Here is a 17386-nt window from a genome sequence, read left to right as displayed (position 1 = left end):
TGTGTCCTCTGTTCTGGAGCCACCTAAGGGAATCGAACCCTTGACCTATTCATTACGAGTGAATCGCTCTGCCGTCTGAGCTAAGGTGGCGCGCTTCGCTCGCGCGTTGCACGATCATCGATCCTACAGGGTCCGAGGGGATGGTGCGAACGCGGCCCTCATCCCGCCTCGCACCGGACGTCGCCCGTGGGCACGGCGCCGTCCTCGAAATACGCGACCACCGTGTCGTCGATGCAGGCGTTCCCCTTGTTGAAGCCCGTGTGCCCCTCCCCCACCCGCGTCAGCAGGATGCCGGAACTCAGCTGCTCCGCCAGCGCCGCCGACCACTCGTACGGGGTCGCGGGGTCGTTCGTCGTCCCGATCACGAGGATGGGGGCCGCACCGTCGGCGTGGATCTCGTCCCGGGTGCCCGTGGGGGGGTAGGGCCATTCGTCGCAGAGGTCGACGTCCGAGCTCCAATAGGGCGCGAAGGTCGGGGCGTCCTGGGCGACCGCTGCCTCCGCCTCCGCCTCGACATCCGCGGAGTCGGCCGGATAGTCCATGCAGTTGTAGGCCGAGAACGCCTCGGTCGAGTTGTCGAGGTAGGCCCCGTCGTAGCGGTTGTAGTACCGATCGACGAGCTCGAACATCTCGTCGGGGTCGCCCTCGAGGACGCCGGTGAGAGCGGACGAGAGCGTCGACCACGATCCCTCGCTGTACAGCGCGGAGACGATGCCCATCACCAGGGCGTCAGCACCCAGCATCCGACCGTCGGTAGCCGGGAGGGGCGACGCGTCCACCGCGGCCAGCGCGTCGTCGACCTGACTCTGCGCGTCGTCGCGCGAACCGGTGAACGGGCAGTCGGATCCCTCGAGGCACGACGTCAGGAAGGCGCCCAGCGCCGACTGGAAGCCCGCCGCTTGGCGCGCCCCCACGATCGCGCCGGGGATGGACGGATCGAGCCCGCCGTCGAGGACGATCCGACCGACGTTCTCCGGGAAGAGTTCCGCGTACGACGCGCCGAGGAAGGACCCGTACGAGTAGCCGAGATATGCGAGCTTCTCGTCGCCCAGGACGCCGCGCATGAGGTCGAGGTCGCGCGCCGCGTTCTCGGTGGTGACGAAGGGCAGGATGCCGCCGCTGTTCTTCTCGCAGGCGCGGGCGAACGCCGACGCCGACCGGCTCTGCTCGGCGGCCCGCTCGGGCGTGCCCCGCGGCGCCGCGGGGATGTCGAAGAGGTAGCGGTCCATCGCCGCGGCGTCGAGGCAGCGCACCGCCGTCGAGCGCCCCACCCCGCGCGGATCGAATCCGACGACGTCGTACGACTCGAGCAGGTCCTGGCCGACGGCGAAACCGGCCGACTGTAAGACGAGGTCGACGCCGCTGGCGCCCGGCCCGCCGGGGTTCACGAAGAGCGACCCCTTCGACTCGCCGCCGGAGGCGACGCGCACGATGAGAGCGAGATCCAGATCGCCGCCGTCCGGATCGGTCCAGTCGCGAGGAGCCGTGACGGTGCCGCAGAAGTAGTCGCCGTCGTCGAAGCCGGTGCATTCCTGCCAGTCGACGTCCTGGCCGTAGTAGTTCTCGAAGCCTGCGGGCGCTCCCGAGACGACGGGCGTGCGATCGGGCGCGACGGGCGTCTTCGGGGCGCACCCGGCGAGCATCGCCACCGCGAGACCTGCGGCCACCACGATCGCGGCCGCGCGCCGGGAAACGGAGCGGATCACGCCGTGCGCCCCGTCGCCACCGTGATGAGCATGCTCTCCAGAGCGAGAGCGGGCGCCGCGTTTCCCTGGAGGTTGGTGCGCGTGAGGGCGATGGCGTCGAGAACGGTCAGGGTGTGCTGCGGCGTCCACGCCGCAGCGAGGGCGTCGATCTCGGCTGTGAGCTCGCGGTTGATGAGATCGGTCTCGCGGCCGAACTGGCGCATGAGCGTGTCGCGATACAGCGACTCGAGGTCGGTCAGGACGCGGTCGATCCCGTCCCGGAGGCTGCGGGTCGCTCGCCGCTTCTGCTCGTCCTCGAGGGCGCTGACCTGGCTGCGCACGGCGGGCGGGACGGCTCCCCCGGGAGCGACGCCGAGCGTGCGCAGAAGGGCCTCGCGCTCGCTCTCGTCGCGCTCCGCCGTCAGCGCCTTGGCATCGTCGGTGGCGGACTGCACGATCGTGGCCGCCACCTCCACCGCATCGCCGACACCGCGCACACCGAGGACCGCGCGGAGCGTGCGGTCGCGGCGCTGACGGGATGCGGCATCCGTCGCCAATCGCTGCGCCATGCCGATGTGGCGCTGCGCGAGCCGCGCGGACTGCTCGGCCACGGCCTCATCGACACCCGTGCGCTGAACAATGAGACGCGCGACGTCGGCGACGTCCGGCTCGCGGAGTCGGAGGATGCGCACCCGCGAGCGGATGGTCGGGAGCAGATCGGCGTCGCTGGGCGCGCAGAGGATCCACACGGTCTGCTCCGGCGGCTCCTCGAGCGCCTTGAGGAGGACGTTGCTCGTGCGCTCGACCATGCGATCGGCGTCCTCCATCACCATGACCCGGTAGCGACCGAGCGACGGCGAGAAGTACGAGCGCTCCACGAGGGAGCGCGCCTCCTTGATCGAGATGATGACACCCTCCGTCCGAAGCGCGGCGAGGTCGGGATGCGTCCGCGCCATGACCTGGCGCATGGCGTTCTCGTCGCCCGGCTCGGCGATGAGCGCCGCAGCGAAGGCGTACGCGAGGGTCGACCGCCCCGACCCGGGAGGGCCGGTGATGAGCCATGCGTGCGCCAGCTGAGCCGGATCGGATGCCGCGGCGCGCAGCTGCGCAACGGCGTCGTCCTGCCCCCAGACCTCGCCCCAGGGGAGCGTGTCGGTGGTGGCGGTCATGCCGTTCAGCCTACGAGGTGCGGGCGACGGTCAGGACAGCCGCTGCGCCACGCGCGCACGGATCGCCTCGGCGATCACCTCGACGGGCTGGGTCGCGTCGACGACGAGGAAGCGCTGGGGCTCGGCATCCGCCAGCATGAGGAATGCGGTCCGCACCCTCTCATGGAACGCGCTCTTCTCGGCCTCGAGCCGGTCGAACGGCTTGTCGGCCGCATCCAGCCGCTCGCGGGCGGTCGCCGGATCGACGTCCAGCAGCACGGTGACGTCCGGGAGGGCATCCTCGGTCGCCCACAGCGAGAGGTCGCGGATCTGGTCGCCGTCGAGCACCCGCCCGGCACCCTGGTAGGCGACCGAGCTGTCGAGGTAGCGATCCTGGATGACGACGTCGCCGCGGGCGATCGCGGGGCGGACGAGCGTGGCGACGTGATGCGCACGGTCGGCCGCGTACAGCAGCGCCTCGGCGCGCGGGGCGATGTCGCCGCGGTGATGGAGGACGATGTCCCGGATCAGGACGCCCACCTCCGTGCCGCCGGGCTCGCGCGTGCGCACGACCCGACGGCCCTGCTCCTGGAGCCACTGCTCCAGGAGCGCCGCCTGCGTCGTCTTGCCCGAGCCGTCACCGCCTTCGAGGGTGATCCAGAGCCCGGAGGTCACTTCTTCTTCGCCGCCGGCTTGCGCGCCGCGGGCTTGCGTGTGGTGCGCTTGGGCGCCGGCCCCTTGGCCCGCTTGTCCGCGAGCATCTGCACGGCGACCTCGAAGGTGATGTCGTCGGGCGTCTGCCCCCGCGGGATCGTCACATTCGTCGTGCCGTCGGTGACGTACGCGCCGAAGCGGCCGTCCTTGATCCGGATCGGCTTGCCGCTGACCGGATCGGCCTCGAACTCCTTGAGCGAGGTCGCGGCGCGGTTCGCGTACTTCGGCTGCGAGTAGATCTCGAGCGCCTGCTCGAGGGTGATGTCGAAGATCATGTCCTCGCTCGCGATGCTGCGCGAATCGGTGCCCTTCTTGATGTAGGGACCGTAGGGGCCGTTCTGCGCCGTGATGACGGCGCCGGACTCGGGGTCGACACCGACTTCGCGCGGCAGCGACAGGAGCTTCAGCGCGGTCTCGAGGTCGATCGTCTCGGGCGACATGCTCTTGAACAGCGACGCGCGCTTGGGCTTGGGTGCCGGGGCCTTCTTCGCGCCGCGCTTGGGCTTGACCTCCTCGGCCGGTGCGTCCTCCTCGGGCAGCACTTCTTCGAGGTAAGGACCGAAGCGACCGTCCTTGATCACGACGTCGCGGCCGTTCTCGGGATTCTGGCCGAGCACGCGGTCGCCGCCGACCGGAGCGTCGATCAGCTCGCGCGCCTTCTCCGGCGTGAGCTCGTCGGGCGCGAGGTCGTCGGGCACGTTGATCCGGCGCGGCGCCTCGGGGTCATCGCCGGGGACCTCGAGGTAGGGACCGTACCGGCCGAAGCGGAGCACCGCGACGTCGCCGATCCTGGTCGAGTTGATCTCGCGGGCGTCGATGTCGCCGAGGTTGTCGACGATGTTGCGCAGGCCCACGTGGTCCTGAGACCCGAAGTAGAACTCGCGCAGCCAGGCGGCCCGGTTCTGCTCGCCGCGCGCGATGGCGTCGAGATCGTCCTCGAGGGCGGCGGTGAAGTCGTAGTCGACGAGGTCGGCGAAGTGCTCTTCGAGCAGACGCACGATGCTGAAGGCGAGCCAGCTCGGGACGAGCGCCTGGCCCCGCTTGGACACGTAGCCGCGGTCGAGGATGACGTCGATGATGCTGGCGAAGGTCGACGGACGGCCGATGCCGCGCTCCTCGAGCGCTTTGACGAGCGACGCCTCGGTGTAGCGGGGCTTGGGGCTCGTGGCGTGCCCCTTCGGCTCCACGTCGGTGAGCCGGAGGGCGTCACCGACCGCGAGCGCGGGCAGCGACTGGTCGTCGGTGCGGTCGTTGTCGTGGCGCTTCTCGTCGCGCCCCTCCTCGTACGCGTCGAGGAAGCCCTTGAAGGTGTAGACGGTGCCGGACGCGGTGAAGGTCGCGGTGCGACCGGCGGCATCCGCGTCGATCGTGACGGTCGTGGTCTCGTACTTGGCGTCGGCCATCTGGCTCGCGACGGTGCGCATCCAGATCAGCTCGTAGAGGCGCAGCTCATCGCGATCGAGGCCGGAGGTGACCTCCTTGGGCGTGCGGAAGTGCTCGCCCGAGGGACGGATCGCCTCGTGCGCCTCCTGCGCGTTCTTCGCGTTGTTGCGGTAGCTGCGGGGGTTGGCGGGGACGGCCTTGTCGCCGTACAGCGCGACCGCCTGCGTGCGCGCCGCCGTGACCGCCTGCGCCGACAGCGCGGTCGAGTCGGTGCGCATGTAGGTGATGTAGCCCTTCTCGTAGAGCCGCTGCGCGACGCCCATGGCGTGCTTGGCGCTCATCGAGAGCTTGCGACCAGCCTCCTGCTGGAGGGTCGACGTCGTGAACGGGGGCTTGGGGCTGCGTGTGCCGGGCTTGGCCTCGACACTGACGACGGATGCCGCGCCCGACGCCTCGAGCGCAGCCGCCAGGTCGCGCGCCTGCTCCTCGCTGAGGACGACGACGGCCTTCTTCAGCGCGCCGGTGTCGTCGAAGTCCGTACCGCGAGCCAGTGGCGCCCCGTCGAGTCGAGCGAGGCGGATCGCGAAGGCATCGGCACCCTTGACCGCGGTGGAGTCGACGTCCCAGTAGGACGCGGAGACGAACGCCATGCGCTCGCGCTCACGCTCCACGACCATGCGGGTCGCTGCGGACTGCACACGCCCCGCGCTCGTGCCCTGACCGACCTTGCGCCGGGTGACGTCCGAGACGTCCCAGCCGTAAAGACGGTCGAGGATGCGCCGGGTCTCCTGCGCGTCGACGAGGGCGTGGTCGAGTTCACGGGTGTTCTTCACCGCAGCCTGGATGGCGTCCTTCGTGATCTCGTGGAAGACCATCCGCTTGACGGGGACCTTGGGCTTGAGGGTCTCGAGCAGGTGCCACGCGATGGCTTCGCCCTCGCGGTCCTCATCGGTGGCGAGCAGGAGCTCGTCGGCGTTCTTCAGGGCTCGCTTGAGCTCGGTGACCGTCTTCTTACCGCGCTCGCTCTCCACATAGAGAGGTGTGAAGTCGTTCTCGATGTCGATGGAGTACTTGCCGACGGAGGTCTTCTTCAGATCCGCCGGGATGTCCTTCTTGTCGGCGAGGTCGCGGATGTGCCCGACCGAACTCATGACCTCGTATCCGTCACCCAGGTATCCCTGGATCGAGCGCATCTTCGTCGGCGACTCGACGATGACGAGCTTCTTGCCCTGTGCCACGTGGCGTCCTTTCTTCGTTGCACACCATACACACCGCCTTGTCAAGAGGGCGCTGAGAACGATCGAGCGGCGGCACGTCACTCGTCGTCCGGCGGGGGCCCCGCGCGGGCGCGCGCCCGCGCGTCCAGAGGGCCGACGGCGATCGAGACCTCGACGGTGACGATGAGCCCGTCGATGCGACACGCGGAGACCGTCGCCCCCGCGCGGGAGGCGACATCCGTCGCCCGGGCGCACGGCTCGCCGGGGACCAGTCCCGAGGCCGTGTCGGCGGCCGCGAGAGCCGCCGCGTCCGCGGCCCCGGCCGCGCGCGCAGCGGCCGTCGCAGCGCCGCCGGCCGCGAGGAACCCGACCGCGAGTGTCGCCGTGACGGCCACGACTCCGATGGTCGTCGCGGAACCCGCCATCAGTCGGCCTCCGGGGCAGGCAGCGCGCAGGAGGTCGCGCGCAGGGCGGGCAGCGGCAGCGGAACGCCTGCCGGCGCGGTCAGGTCGACGCACACGAGGTCCCCGTCGCGGCGGCTGCGCACCTGAGATCCGGAGGCCAACCCACGCGCTGCCGCGACGACGCGCTCGGCGGGCTCTTCGCGGGCCGCCAGGCGTGCCGCCTGCGCGGCCGCATGTTCGAGTCGCACCTGCCGGCCGCCGACCGAGAGAGCGGAGACGGCCACAACGATGACGAGGACGACGGCGGGGACCGTCACGGCGAACTCCGCCGCGACAGACCCCCGCTCGTCCCGCCTCATGAGACGGTCAGCGCGCGCCGCACGAGGTCGGTGAGGATGCCGCGCACCTCGTCCGAGCGCATGATGATGACGAGCAGGCCGGCGAAGGCGACCGCCGCCATCGTCGCGATGGCGTACTCGGCGGTCGCCGCACCGGTCTCGTCGGCGAACAGTTCCGCCGCGCGGCGGCGGGTCAGGGTGGGCAGGTCGTGGGGTGTCATGGTCTCCTCCGATGGGTGTGGTGGTGTGGGCACGTCTGGACGCTCACAGGGTGAGCGGGGTCGTCGTCAGGACGGACAGCAGCATCGGTCCGACACCGAGCAGCAGGAACGCCGGGAGGGTGCAGACCCCCAGCGGCAGCAGCAGCCGTCCCGAGAGCGTGGCGGCACGCAGTCGCCCATCCGTCCGCGCCGCCTGACGGCGGGCCGCGGCATCCGCCCGCAGCAACTCGACGGCGGGGGCACCGGCGGAGCGGGACAGCGCGAGCACCGTCTCGGTCTCGGCGGAGGGAGCGATGCCCGACGTCGCCGTGACGACTTCGGTCGCCCGCGGGATCGACACTCCGCCCGACAGTGCGATGGCGATGACCTCGGCGTCGAGTCCCGGGATGTCGTCGCCGGGCTGCGCCCGGGCCACCAGCGCGCGGGTCCACCGGTGCGTGAGGAGCATCAACGCTCCGCCCGCCACGAGGCACACCGCGCCGGCAGGCGTGGCGAGGGCCGTGAACGGGTCGAAACCGAGCGCCGCCCCGAGCCCCAGTGCCACGAGAGGCAGCCACGCGATCAGGCGAGCCGTCGTCTGGGGCTCGGCGAGTGCGGTGCGCACGTCGTCCCGCGCCTGATGGGCGTCGCGCAGCGCCTCAGCCAATCCGCGCAGACTCACCGCCAACGGTGCGCCGACGATGGTCGCCACCTGCCACGCGACCGCGATCTGCCGCCACGCCTCCCCCCGGTCGGTGAGAGCGGACGCCGGGGTCTCCCCCGCATCGAGCCGCGCGCACACCGCCGCGGCGGTCGGATCGCCGGTCACCGCGAGGTGCCGCCACGCCGCCGTCGGCGCGATACCCGCCTGCAGCAGGACGGCGAGGCGTTGGACGACCGCCGCGACCGATGCGGCATCGGGCGCGGCATCCGCCCCTCTCCCGCGTCTCACGGCAGCTCCTCCATGCCCAGCCGGTCGCCGCGGGCGACGGGACGGGCGATCCCGCTCACGCGGCGCACACCGTCGGATCCGCGTTCGATGTGCACGACGGCGCCGATCGCGCTGGCGGTCTGCCGGGCGAGCGCGCGATCGTCCATGCCGGCAAGCGCGCCGAGGGCCTCGAGACGCGCGGGGACGTCGCCGACCCCGCTGGCGTGGACGGTTCCCGCACCTCCGTCGTGACCTGTGTTGAGCGCGGTCAGCAGCTCGCGTATCTCTTCGCCGCGACACTCCCCCACGACGAGGCGATCGGGCCGCATCCGCAGGGCCTCCCGCAGCAGACGACCGAGCGGGATCGCTCCGACACCCTCGAGATTCGCCTGCCGCGCCTCCAGGCGCACGTGATGCGGGTGGGCGATGCGGAGCTCCGCCACGTCCTCGATCGTGATGATCCGCTCCGACACCGGCACCCGGCCGAGCAGGGCAGCGAGCAGGGTCGTCTTCCCGGCGCCGGTGGCTCCGGTCACGAGGATGTTCGTGCGTTCGTCGACGAGTCTCTCGAGTCGGGAACCCGTCGCCGCGTCGAAGGTGCCGCGTCGACCGAGCTCATCGAGGTCCGCCATCCCGGTGCCCGGCAGGCGGATCGAGATGGTGGCCCCCGTGCACGCGATCGGCGGGAGGACGGCGTGCACGCGCACCCCGTGCTCCCACCGCACGTCCGCGCACGGCGTCGCATCATCGAGGTGGCGCCCGCCCAGCGCGATGAGCCCGACGGCGAGCTCGCGGACCGCCGCGTCGTCGAGGCTCCACGTCGGCACACGCTCCGTCCCTGCGCCACGGTCGACGTAGAGTCCCTGCGTGCCGTTGACGAACACGTCCGTCACGTCGGGGTCCGCGAGCCATCGGCGCAGCGGCGCGACGACGGGATGCCTCGGCACCGGCCGCGGCTCAGCGGGGGCCGAGCTGTCACGCGGAACGACGATGAACGGATGCGGCATGCCCGAGACGCTAAGCCGGGGGCGGTCCGCGTCGTCACCGCCGGCCGGCACCGGTGGAGGGCGAGCCGGCGAGCGGACGTGTGCAGGAGCCGAGGCCCTGCGGCGTGGGCCGTCGGAGAAAGAAGAAGGGCGGCATCCTCTGGGGGAAAGGATGCCGCCCACGCGACCGCGCTTCAGGGGGGATCAGCGGGGCCGCGAAGCCGAATCGATGTTCGGGCGATAAGTATCTTACGCACACCGGAGGGGTGCACGTTCACAGAGACCCGATGGACGCCCCGCACCCCCACTATCGGCGGTAGTCCTGCATGATCGGCGATCCTAGAGTGACCGCATCGCAGGACGAGGCCACGACGGCCCGACGCAAAGGAGCGCCGCATGAGCAGCCAGATCGATCACCTCCTCACCGAGACCCGCCGCTTCGGGCCGTCCGCCGAGTTCGCGGCCCGGGCCAACGCCCACGCCGACCTCTACGAGGCGGCCGCCGCGGATCGTGAGGCGTTCTGGGCCGAGCAGGCGCGAGCGCTCCACTGGCACACCCCGTTCACCAAGAACCTCGACTGGTCGAAGCCCCCGTTCGCGACCTGGTTCGAGGACGGCGAGCTGAACGTCGCCTACAACTGCCTCGACCGCCACGTCGAGGCGGGCCTGGGCGACCGGGTCGCGCTCCTGTGGGAGGGCGAGCCCGGAGACGAGCGCCGCGTGACGTACGCCGAGCTCACCGACGAGGTGAAGCGCCTGGCGAACGTCCTCACCGACCTCGGCGTCGAAGCCGGGGACCGCGTCGCCATCTACCTCCCCATGATCCCCGAGGCGGTCGCCTCGATGCTCGCCGTCGCCCGCATCGGGGCCATCCACTCGGTGGTCTTCGGCGGGTTCTCCGCCGACAGTCTGCGCTCGCGCATCGACGACGCCGGTGCGAAGCTCGTCATCACCAGCGACGGCGGCTACCGCAAGGGCAAGGTGTCACCGCTGAAGCCCGCCGTCGACCAGGCGCTCGCGGACCGCGGGCACGGACCGCAGGAGACCGTCGAGCACGTCCTCGTCGTCAAGCGCACCGACAACGAGGTGAGCTGGCAGGACGGGCGCGACCTGTGGTGGCACGACCTCGTGCCGGCGGCATCCGCTGATCACGTCGCCCAGCCGTTCCCGGCGGAGAACCCCCTCTTCATCCTCTACACGTCCGGGACGACCGGGAAGCCGAAGGGCATCCTGCACACGAGCGGCGGGTACCTTACGCAGGCCGCGTTCACGAACAAGGTCGTGCACGACATCCACCCCGAGACCGACGTCTACTGGTGCACAGCCGACATCGGCTGGATCACGGGGCACACCTACGTCACCTACGGCCCGCTCGCCAACGGCGCGACACAGGTGATCTACGAGGGCACGCCCGACACCCCTCACCCGGGTCGCTGGTGGGAGATCGTGGCGAAGTACGGCGTCACGATCCTCTACACGGCCCCGACGGCCATCCGCTCGTTCATGAAGCTGGGACGCAGCATCCCGGAGCAGCACGACCTGTCGTCGCTCCGTCTGCTCGGCAGCGTCGGCGAACCGATCAACCCCGAGGCGTGGATGTGGTACCGGCACGTCATCGGAGGCGACACCGCCCCGATCGTCGACACGTGGTGGCAGACCGAGACCGGCGCGATCATGGTGTCGGCGCTCCCCGGCGTCACCGAGACGAAGCCGGGCAGCGCCCAGGTGCCGCTCCCGGGGATCAGCCTCGACGTCGTCGACGAGAAGGGTCAGGTCGTCGGCAACGGCAACGGGGGCCTCCTCGTGCTGACCGAGCCGTGGCCGAGCATGCTGCGCGGCATCTGGGGCGACCCGGAACGGTTCAAGGAGACCTACTGGGACAAGTTCGCCGACCTCGGCTATTACTTCGCCGGCGACGGCGCCCGTCTCGACGAGGACGGCGACGTCTGGTTCCTCGGGCGCGTGGACGACGTCATGAACGTCTCGGGGCACCGGCTGTCGACGACCGAGATCGAATCCGCCCTCGTCGGGAACGAAGCCGTCGCCGAGGCCGCGGTCGTGGGCGCGTCGGACGAGACGACCGGTCAGGCGGTGGTGGCGTTCTGCGTCATCAAGGAGTCGTACATGAAGGCGAACTCGCTCGACGGCCTCGTCGACAAGCTGCGCGCGTGGGTCGGCGAGCAGATCGGCCCCATCGCGAGGCCGCGCGACGTCTACATCGTCACGGAACTGCCCAAGACCCGCAGCGGCAAGATCATGCGCCGCCTGCTGCGCGACGTGGCGGAGGGGCGCGAGGTGGGTGACACCACGACCCTCGCCGACACGATGGTCATGTCGACGATCAAGGGCCAGGTCACCCAGAAGTAGCGAGACCGGCCGGCCGGCCGCTCACGCGTGCGAGAAGACGACCTCGACCTCTACCGGACTGTCCAACGGCAGGACGGGGACGCCGACGGCGGAGCGCGCGTGGCGGCCGGCATCGCCGAAGATCTCGCCGAGCACACCGCTCGCGCCGTTGATCACGGCGGGCTGCCCGGTGAACTCGGGGACGGATGCCACGAATCCGGTCACCTTCAGGACGCCGGTCAGCCGGTCGACACCGCCCACCGCGGAGGCCGCCGCCGCGACGGCGTTCAGCGCGCACTGACGTGCGAGTGCGGCGGCGTCGTCCGCGGAGACCAGACCGTCGCCCTCGCCGACCTTGCCGGTGGTCGGGAGCGCGCCCTCGATCATCGGGAGCTGGCCCGACGTGTAGACGAGGTCGCCGTGCACCTTCGCGGGGATGTAGGCCGCGAGGGGCGGGACGACCGCACCCAGTTCGATCCCGAGTTCGGCGAGCCGCGCCGAGACCGACATCAGCCCTGCCCGAACTGACGGGCGGCCTGGGCCGCGGCATCCAGTCCCGCGTTGGCGGAACCGTCGCCGCCCGAGGGGCGCTTGAAGTAGCCGACGAGGCCACCCTCGGGACCTGTCACCACCTGGACGAGCTCCCACCCCTGCTTGCCCCAGTTGTTGAGGATGGCAGCGGTGTTGTGGATGAGCAGGGGCGTGGTCATGTACTCCCACGTGGTCATGCGGTGCTCCCGGAGGTCGTGGCGGGGCGGCCCTGAAGGGCGCGACGACGGGAGCGTCACCGAGGCGTCACCCAGCTATCTCCCTTACGATCAGCCTATGCCCCACTCGAAACGCACGGCCACCGGTGTGCTCGGAGGCCTGTTGGGCCTCATCGGTCTGAGCACCGTGGCTGCTCTTCTCGTCACGGCGACCATCACCCCCGCGATCGCCGTCTCCGGCTACGCCGCGACGAGCGCGATCAAGATGTTCGAGAACATGCCGAGCTATCTCAAGATCGAGAAGCTCATGCTCCCGACGACGATCTACGCGAAGAACGACGACGGCAAGAACGTCAAGCTCACCGAGTTCTACGACCAGAACCGCATCCCGGTCACCTTCGACCAGGTCAATCCGGTGATGTACGACGCAGTCCTCTCGAGTGAGGACAAGAACTTCTACACGCACGGCGGCATCGACCTGCTCGGCACGCTGAGCGCCCTCGCACGCAACGCGAGCTCCGGCTCGAACCGCGGTGGATCCTCCATCACGCAGCAGTACGTCAAGAACGTCCTGCAGCAGACCTGCGAGGCGAAGGCCGTCAGCACGGAGGAGGTCGAGGCCTGCTTCAAGGAATCGACCGCGAACCAGGGCACCGAGGGCTACCAGCGCAAGATCCAGGAGATGCGCTACGCCATCCAGCTGGAGAAGGAGTACTCGAAGGACGAGATCCTGCTCGGGTACCTCAACATCGCGCACTTCGGCGGGTCGGTCTACGGCATCGGTGCCGCGGCGCGCCACTACTTCGACACCACACCCGACAAGCTCACCATCGGGCAGGCAGCCGTCATCGCGGGCATGGTGCAGGAGCCCAACACTCTGCGCATCGACAAGCCCGGCGGCTCGACGGTTGCGAAGGACGGCACCCCTCTCAACGGTGCCGACGACGGCTACAAGCTGTCCAAGACGCGTCAGGTCTACGTCCTGAACCGGTTGCTCGAGGACAAGAAGATCACGAAGGCGGAGCACGACGAGGCCGTCGCCGCGCCCATCGAGCCGAAGATCACGACCCGCCCGCAGGGCTGCTCTGTCGCCAAGGGTGCCGAGTTCTTCTGCGCCTACGTGACGTCGATCATCCGCAGCGACCCCGCGTTCGGCGAGGAGCCGAACGACCGCATCGCGGCCCTCCGTCGCGGCGGACTGAGCGTGTACACGACGCTCGATGTCTCGCTGCAGGAGGCCGCGAACGAGGCGATCTCCGTCGTTCCCGCCAGTGTGGACTACATGAACCTCGGAGCCTCCGGTGTCCAGGTCGAGGTCGGCACGGGTCGCGTGCTCTCCATGGTGCAGAACCGCCCCTGGGCTGATCAGGCCGACGACACGACGACCACGCAGGTCAACTACAACGTCCCCGTGAAGAACGGTGGCGGCGGTCACTCCGCGGGCTCGACCTACAAGGTCTTCAGCCTCATCAACTGGATGCAGCAGGGCCATTCGGTGAACGAGACGCTCAACGGGCGCGTCGGCACGAAGACCGTGCAGACGTGCGACGGGGCGACGCAGACCGTGTACACCGGTGAGGGAACGGGACCCGATGGGAACCCCCGGATCGGCAACTTCGAGGGCAACCGCGGCTACACCGGAACGGTGGCACGTTTCACGAAGGATTCGCTGAACTCCGGCTTCCTGACCATGGCGGAGAAGATCCCGGTGTGCACGACGAACCGTGTCGCCGGTGACCTGGGCGTCACGCTCGGCAACGGCCAGCCGCTCGATCAGAACAACAACCCCTACGACGTCCTCGGGTCGCAGGACGTCGCGCCCATCGACATGGCGAACGCGTACGCCGCGATCGCGTCGAACGGCACCCTGTGCGCCGCCAAGGCGATCGATCGCGTGGTGAACGCCGACGGTGAGGAGCAGCCCATCCCCGACACGAAGTGCGAGCGCAAGCTCAGCGAGGACGTCGCGGCGACGGCGGCCTTCGTGCTGGAGAGCGTCATGACCGCAAGCGGCACCGGCAGCGGTGCCCGCACGTTCGACGGTGTGCCGATCTTTGGCAAGACCGGTATCCACCAGTTCCTCCACACGTGGATGATCGGCTCGAGCACCGAGGTCACGACCGCGGTCTGGGTCGGCAACGTCAAGGGTCAGGAGCGCCTCGAGAACCACTACGAGAGCGGCTATCGCCTCTCGCGCATCCGCAACTCGATCTGGCCCGCCATGCAGCGAGCCGCGAATGCCGAGTTCGGCGGCTCGGCCTTCCCTCAGCCGTCGCCGGAGCTCACCAAACGCAGCTACGCGCAGCTGCCGAGCGTCATCGGCCTCGACGTCGATGCCGCGACCGATCGGATCGAGGACGCCGGCTTCAGCGTCATCGTCGGCGAACCCGTGGCGTCGCCGGAGTCCGAGGGTACGATCGTGTCGCAGACGCCCGGTGCCGGACGTGTCGTCGCGGGAACGACGGTGACCATCAACCCGAGCAACGGCGAGGGTGTCGTGGTGCCCGGTGTGAGCGGCACCCCGGAGCAGGCGGCGAGGGCGCTGTCCGACGCCGGGTTCCGCAACGTCGCGCAGAGCTGTGAGGACAACGACGGCGCGCCCGCGGAGGGCGTTGTCACAGGCACGGATCCCGCTGCGGGCGAGACCGTGAGCCGAGACGCCACGATCACCATCGAGTACCAGTCCTCCGACTGCGACGGCAACGGCGACGGTGACGGGAACGGCGGCGGCAACAACGGCCGCGGCAACGGTCCCGGCAACGGCAACGGTCCGTGAGGCCGGCAGGACAGACCGCCCTCACCGCGCTCGGCGCGGTGGGGGCGGTCGGCGCCGCCGCCGGGATCTGGGGCGTCGGGATCGAGCGCTACCTTTTCACGCTGCGACAGCACGAACTCGCGATCCTGCCGCCGGGCACTCCGTCGGTGACCGTCCTGCACCTCTCCGACGCCCACATGGCGCCCTGGCAGCACCGCAAGCAGCGCTGGATCGCCGACATCGCCGATCGCGTGCAACCGGACCTCGTCGTCAACACAGGCGACAACCTCGGGCACGCGGACGGGCTGCGCGGCATCCGGGCGGCCTTCGCCCCCCTGCGCGGCGTCCCCGGCTTCTTCGTGCACGGATCCAACGACAAGGTCGCCCCCAGCGCGCGGAACCCGATCAGATACCTCTTCGGCCCCTCGGGCCCGCAGAGCCACGAGTCCTTCACCCCGTCGCTCGACACCGACGCGCTCGACGAGTACCTGACCGGTCTCGGCGAGACGCTGATCGACAACACCGCCGCGAGCGTCCGCGTCAGCGGCATCCGCATCGACGGGTTCGGTGTCGACGACGCGCACCGCGACTTCGACGACCTCGAGGCGGCCGGGGACGCCCTGCGCTCGCTCGGCGACGGCGCCCGCGTGCGCCTGGGCGTGACGCACGCGCCGTACCGTCGGGTCCTGGACGCGTTCACGGATGCCGGTGCAGACCTCCTCATCGGCGGGCACACCCACGGCGGCCAGGTCCGGATCCCCTTCGCGAAGAAGGCTCTGGTGTCGAACTGCGACATCCCGCTCGAGAAGGCGCGCGGCCTCAGCTCGTGGACGCACGGCGGCCGCACGGTGCCGCTGAACGTCAGCGCGGGCCTCGGCCACTCCATCTACGCCCCGGTGCGCTTCGCGTGCCGGCCCGAGGCGTCGGTGCTGATCCTCCGTGCGCGACGCGCCGCCGATTCGCCGGACGGGGCCTCGGCAGGGTAGACTCGGAGGGTTGCCACGGGGTGTGGCGCAGCTTGGTAGCGCGCGTCGTTCGGGACGACGAGGCCGCAGGTTCAAATCCTGTCACCCCGACCGCAGAGAGGCTCCGCCGGACACCGGCGGGGCCTTTCTCATCCCTCCTCGGAGGGGCCATCGCATCTCCCGCCGAACGGAGCACCATGACCTCTCCCCGCCTCGTCGCCTTCGATCTCGACGACACCCTCGCGCCGTCCAAGAGCGCCATCGACCCCCGGATCGGCGAGCAGCTGCTGCGCTTGGCGGAGCGCGTCGAGGTCGCGATCATCTCCGGCGGCCAGCTGCAGCAGTTCCGCTCGCAGGTCGTCGAGCGCCTCCCCGAGGCGAGCGCCGACCTCCTCGCCCACATCCACCTCATGCCGACCTGCGGCACGCAGTACTACCGCCTCACCGAGGACGGCGTCGAGACGGTCTACGCCCTCTCGCTCACCGCCGACGAGAAGCACCGCGCCCTCACAGCGGTCGAGGAGGAGGCGAGGCGACTGGGCCTCTGGGCCGAGCAGACGTGGGGTCCGATCCTCGAGGACCGCGGGTCGCAGATCACCTTCTCCGCCCTCGGACAGTCCGCTCCCCTCGACGCCAAGACCGCGTGGGACCCCTCCGGCGAGAAGAAGAACGCCCTGCGCGACGCGGTGGCCGCTCGCATCCCGGATCTCGAGGTCCGCTCCGGCGGCTCCACCTCGGTCGACATCACCCACCGCGGGATCGACAAGGCGTACGGCATGCGCAAGCTCGCCGAGCAGACCGGCATCCCCCTCGACGACATGCTCTTCGTCGGCGACCGCCTCGATGAGCACGGCAACGACTACCCCGTCCTGGCGATGGGTGTCACCTGCCACGCCGTCGAGGGCTGGGAGGACACCGCCGCCTACCTCGACGAGCTGATCCCGACGCTGCCGGCCCGCTGAGCGGAGTCAGCGCAGCCGTCCGCCGGACTCCCGCAGATAGCAGCGCGCGCACATCGACTCGTACGTGACGCGGTCGGCCGACAGCTCGTCGATCGCGACCTGATCCCCGTCGAAGACGAACCGGCCGCCGACGAGGCGCGCGTTGAACAGCGCCTTGCTGCCGCAGCGGCAGATGGTCTTCAGCTCTTCGAGGCTGTGGGCGAGCTCCATGAGGCGCGCTGAGCCCGGGAAGGCCCGGGTCTGGAAGTCGGTGCGGATGCCGTAGGCGAGGACCGGGATGCCGTCGTTCACCGCGATCCGCAGCAGGTCGTCGATCTGATCCGGCGCGAGGAACTGCGCCTCGTCGATCAGCAGGCAGGCGACGTCCGTCCGGGTGTCGGGCACGAGCGCCGCCTCGGCCTCGATCTGCACCCGACGCCGGTGCTCGGCGAACAGGGCGCGGGCGTCGTCGTCCGGACCGATGAGGAAGTCGACCTTGCGCTCCACGCCGAGACGGCTGGAGATCTGATCGGCACCCTTCGTGTCGATCTCGGGCTTCGCGAGCAGGACGTGCTGGCCGCGCTCCTCGTAGTTGAACGCGGCCTGCAGCAGCGCCGTGGACTTGCCCGAGTTCATCGCGCCGTAGCGGAAGTAGAGCTTCGCCAC

Annotated in this window: 16 protein-coding genes and 2 tRNA genes; 5 read left to right on the top strand and 13 right to left on the bottom strand. The window is 70.2% G+C overall.

What is annotated here, in order from left to right; all coding sequences use genetic code 11:
- Positions 1 to 14: 14 nt before the first annotated feature.
- The 10 genes from M3190_RS12645 to M3190_RS12600 all read right to left on the bottom strand — a co-directional run bounded on the left by M3190_RS12645 (position 15) and on the right by M3190_RS12600 (position 9027).
- Positions 15 to 90, bottom strand: a tRNA-Thr gene (locus M3190_RS12645).
- A 68-nt stretch (positions 91 to 158) separates the two neighbouring features.
- Positions 159 to 1643: an alpha/beta hydrolase gene (locus M3190_RS12640; protein ID WP_285876380.1), complete on the bottom strand. Its 1485-nt coding sequence runs from the start codon at positions 1641 to 1643 to the stop codon at positions 159 to 161.
- Positions 1644 to 1702: 59 nt separating this feature from the next.
- Positions 1703 to 2854, bottom strand: a complete 1152-nt coding sequence (locus tag M3190_RS12635) for a DNA polymerase III subunit delta' (protein ID WP_251582211.1) — start codon at positions 2852 to 2854, stop codon at positions 1703 to 1705.
- A gap of 30 nt (positions 2855 to 2884) precedes the next feature.
- On the bottom strand, positions 2885 to 3508 hold the full coding sequence (gene tmk / locus M3190_RS12630; protein WP_251582209.1) for a dTMP kinase: 624 nt from the start codon (positions 3506 to 3508) through the stop codon (positions 2885 to 2887).
- Positions 3505 to 6168 carry a type I DNA topoisomerase gene (gene topA / locus M3190_RS12625; RefSeq protein WP_251582207.1) on the bottom strand — a complete coding sequence of 888 codons (2664 nt, stop codon included), beginning with the start codon at positions 6166 to 6168 and terminating at the stop codon, positions 3505 to 3507. Before topA ends, tmk begins: the two co-directional genes overlap by 4 nt.
- Before the next feature lie 77 nt (positions 6169 to 6245).
- Positions 6246 to 6572: an Rv3654c family TadE-like protein gene (locus M3190_RS12620; RefSeq protein ID WP_251582205.1), complete on the bottom strand. Its 327-nt coding sequence runs from the start codon at positions 6570 to 6572 to the stop codon at positions 6246 to 6248.
- On the bottom strand, positions 6572 to 6910 hold the full coding sequence (locus M3190_RS12615; protein WP_285876361.1) for a TadE family type IV pilus minor pilin: 339 nt from the start codon (positions 6908 to 6910) through the stop codon (positions 6572 to 6574). The genes M3190_RS12620 and M3190_RS12615 overlap by 1 nt, the downstream gene beginning before the upstream one ends.
- Positions 6907 to 7110, bottom strand: a complete 204-nt coding sequence (locus tag M3190_RS12610) for a DUF4244 domain-containing protein (protein WP_251582201.1) — start codon at positions 7108 to 7110, stop codon at positions 6907 to 6909. The genes M3190_RS12615 and M3190_RS12610 overlap by 4 nt, the downstream gene beginning before the upstream one ends.
- Before the next feature lie 43 nt (positions 7111 to 7153).
- Entirely contained in the window at positions 7154 to 8041 is an 888-nt protein-coding gene (locus M3190_RS12605; protein ID WP_251582199.1) for a type II secretion system F family protein, read from the bottom strand.
- Positions 8038 to 9027 carry a TadA family conjugal transfer-associated ATPase gene (locus tag M3190_RS12600; RefSeq protein WP_251582189.1) on the bottom strand — a complete coding sequence of 330 codons (990 nt, stop codon included), beginning with the start codon at positions 9025 to 9027 and terminating at the stop codon, positions 8038 to 8040. The genes M3190_RS12605 and M3190_RS12600 overlap by 4 nt, the downstream gene beginning before the upstream one ends.
- Before the next feature lie 375 nt (positions 9028 to 9402).
- Between M3190_RS12600 and acs the strand changes: the two genes are divergently transcribed.
- The gene (gene acs / locus M3190_RS12595; protein ID WP_251582187.1) at positions 9403 to 11373 is read left to right on the top strand and encodes an acetate--CoA ligase; all 1971 of its coding nucleotides are present in this window, start codon (positions 9403 to 9405) and stop codon (positions 11371 to 11373) included.
- A gap of 21 nt (positions 11374 to 11394) precedes the next feature.
- On the opposite strand, the gene M3190_RS12590 is transcribed toward acs, so the two are convergent.
- The gene (locus M3190_RS12590) at positions 11395 to 11862 is read right to left on the bottom strand and encodes a RidA family protein (protein WP_251582185.1); all 468 of its coding nucleotides are present in this window, start codon (positions 11860 to 11862) and stop codon (positions 11395 to 11397) included.
- The gene (locus M3190_RS12585) at positions 11862 to 12080 is read right to left on the bottom strand and encodes a DUF4177 domain-containing protein (protein WP_064003053.1); all 219 of its coding nucleotides are present in this window, start codon (positions 12078 to 12080) and stop codon (positions 11862 to 11864) included. The genes M3190_RS12590 and M3190_RS12585 overlap by 1 nt, the downstream gene beginning before the upstream one ends.
- Before the next feature lie 97 nt (positions 12081 to 12177).
- On the opposite strand from M3190_RS12585, the gene M3190_RS12580 reads away from it, so the two are divergent.
- The 4 genes from M3190_RS12580 to M3190_RS12565 all read left to right on the top strand — a co-directional run bounded on the left by M3190_RS12580 (position 12178) and on the right by M3190_RS12565 (position 16741).
- The gene (locus tag M3190_RS12580) at positions 12178 to 14835 is read left to right on the top strand and encodes a transglycosylase domain-containing protein (protein ID WP_251582183.1); all 2658 of its coding nucleotides are present in this window, start codon (positions 12178 to 12180) and stop codon (positions 14833 to 14835) included.
- Positions 14832 to 15800: a metallophosphoesterase gene (locus M3190_RS12575; protein ID WP_251582181.1), complete on the top strand. Its 969-nt coding sequence runs from the start codon at positions 14832 to 14834 to the stop codon at positions 15798 to 15800. Before M3190_RS12580 ends, M3190_RS12575 begins: the two co-directional genes overlap by 4 nt.
- Positions 15801 to 15816: 16 nt before the next feature.
- A tRNA-Pro gene (locus tag M3190_RS12570) sits at positions 15817 to 15890 on the top strand.
- Between the two features lie 86 nt (positions 15891 to 15976).
- Complete coding sequence (locus M3190_RS12565) at positions 15977 to 16741, top strand: HAD-IIB family hydrolase (protein ID WP_251582179.1); 765 nt, start codon at positions 15977 to 15979, stop codon at positions 16739 to 16741.
- A 6-nt stretch (positions 16742 to 16747) separates the two neighbouring features.
- Here the strand turns inward: M3190_RS12565 and M3190_RS12560 are convergent, their stop codons facing one another.
- On the bottom strand, positions 16748 to 17386 hold the full coding sequence (locus M3190_RS12560) for a thymidine kinase (protein ID WP_251582177.1): 639 nt from the start codon (positions 17384 to 17386) through the stop codon (positions 16748 to 16750).

The organism is Microbacterium oleivorans (assembly GCF_023715745.1).
Taxonomy (GTDB): Bacteria; Actinomycetota; Actinomycetes; order Actinomycetales; family Microbacteriaceae; genus Microbacterium; species Microbacterium oleivorans_D.
This window is presented reverse-complemented; position numbering and strand designations above follow the sequence as displayed.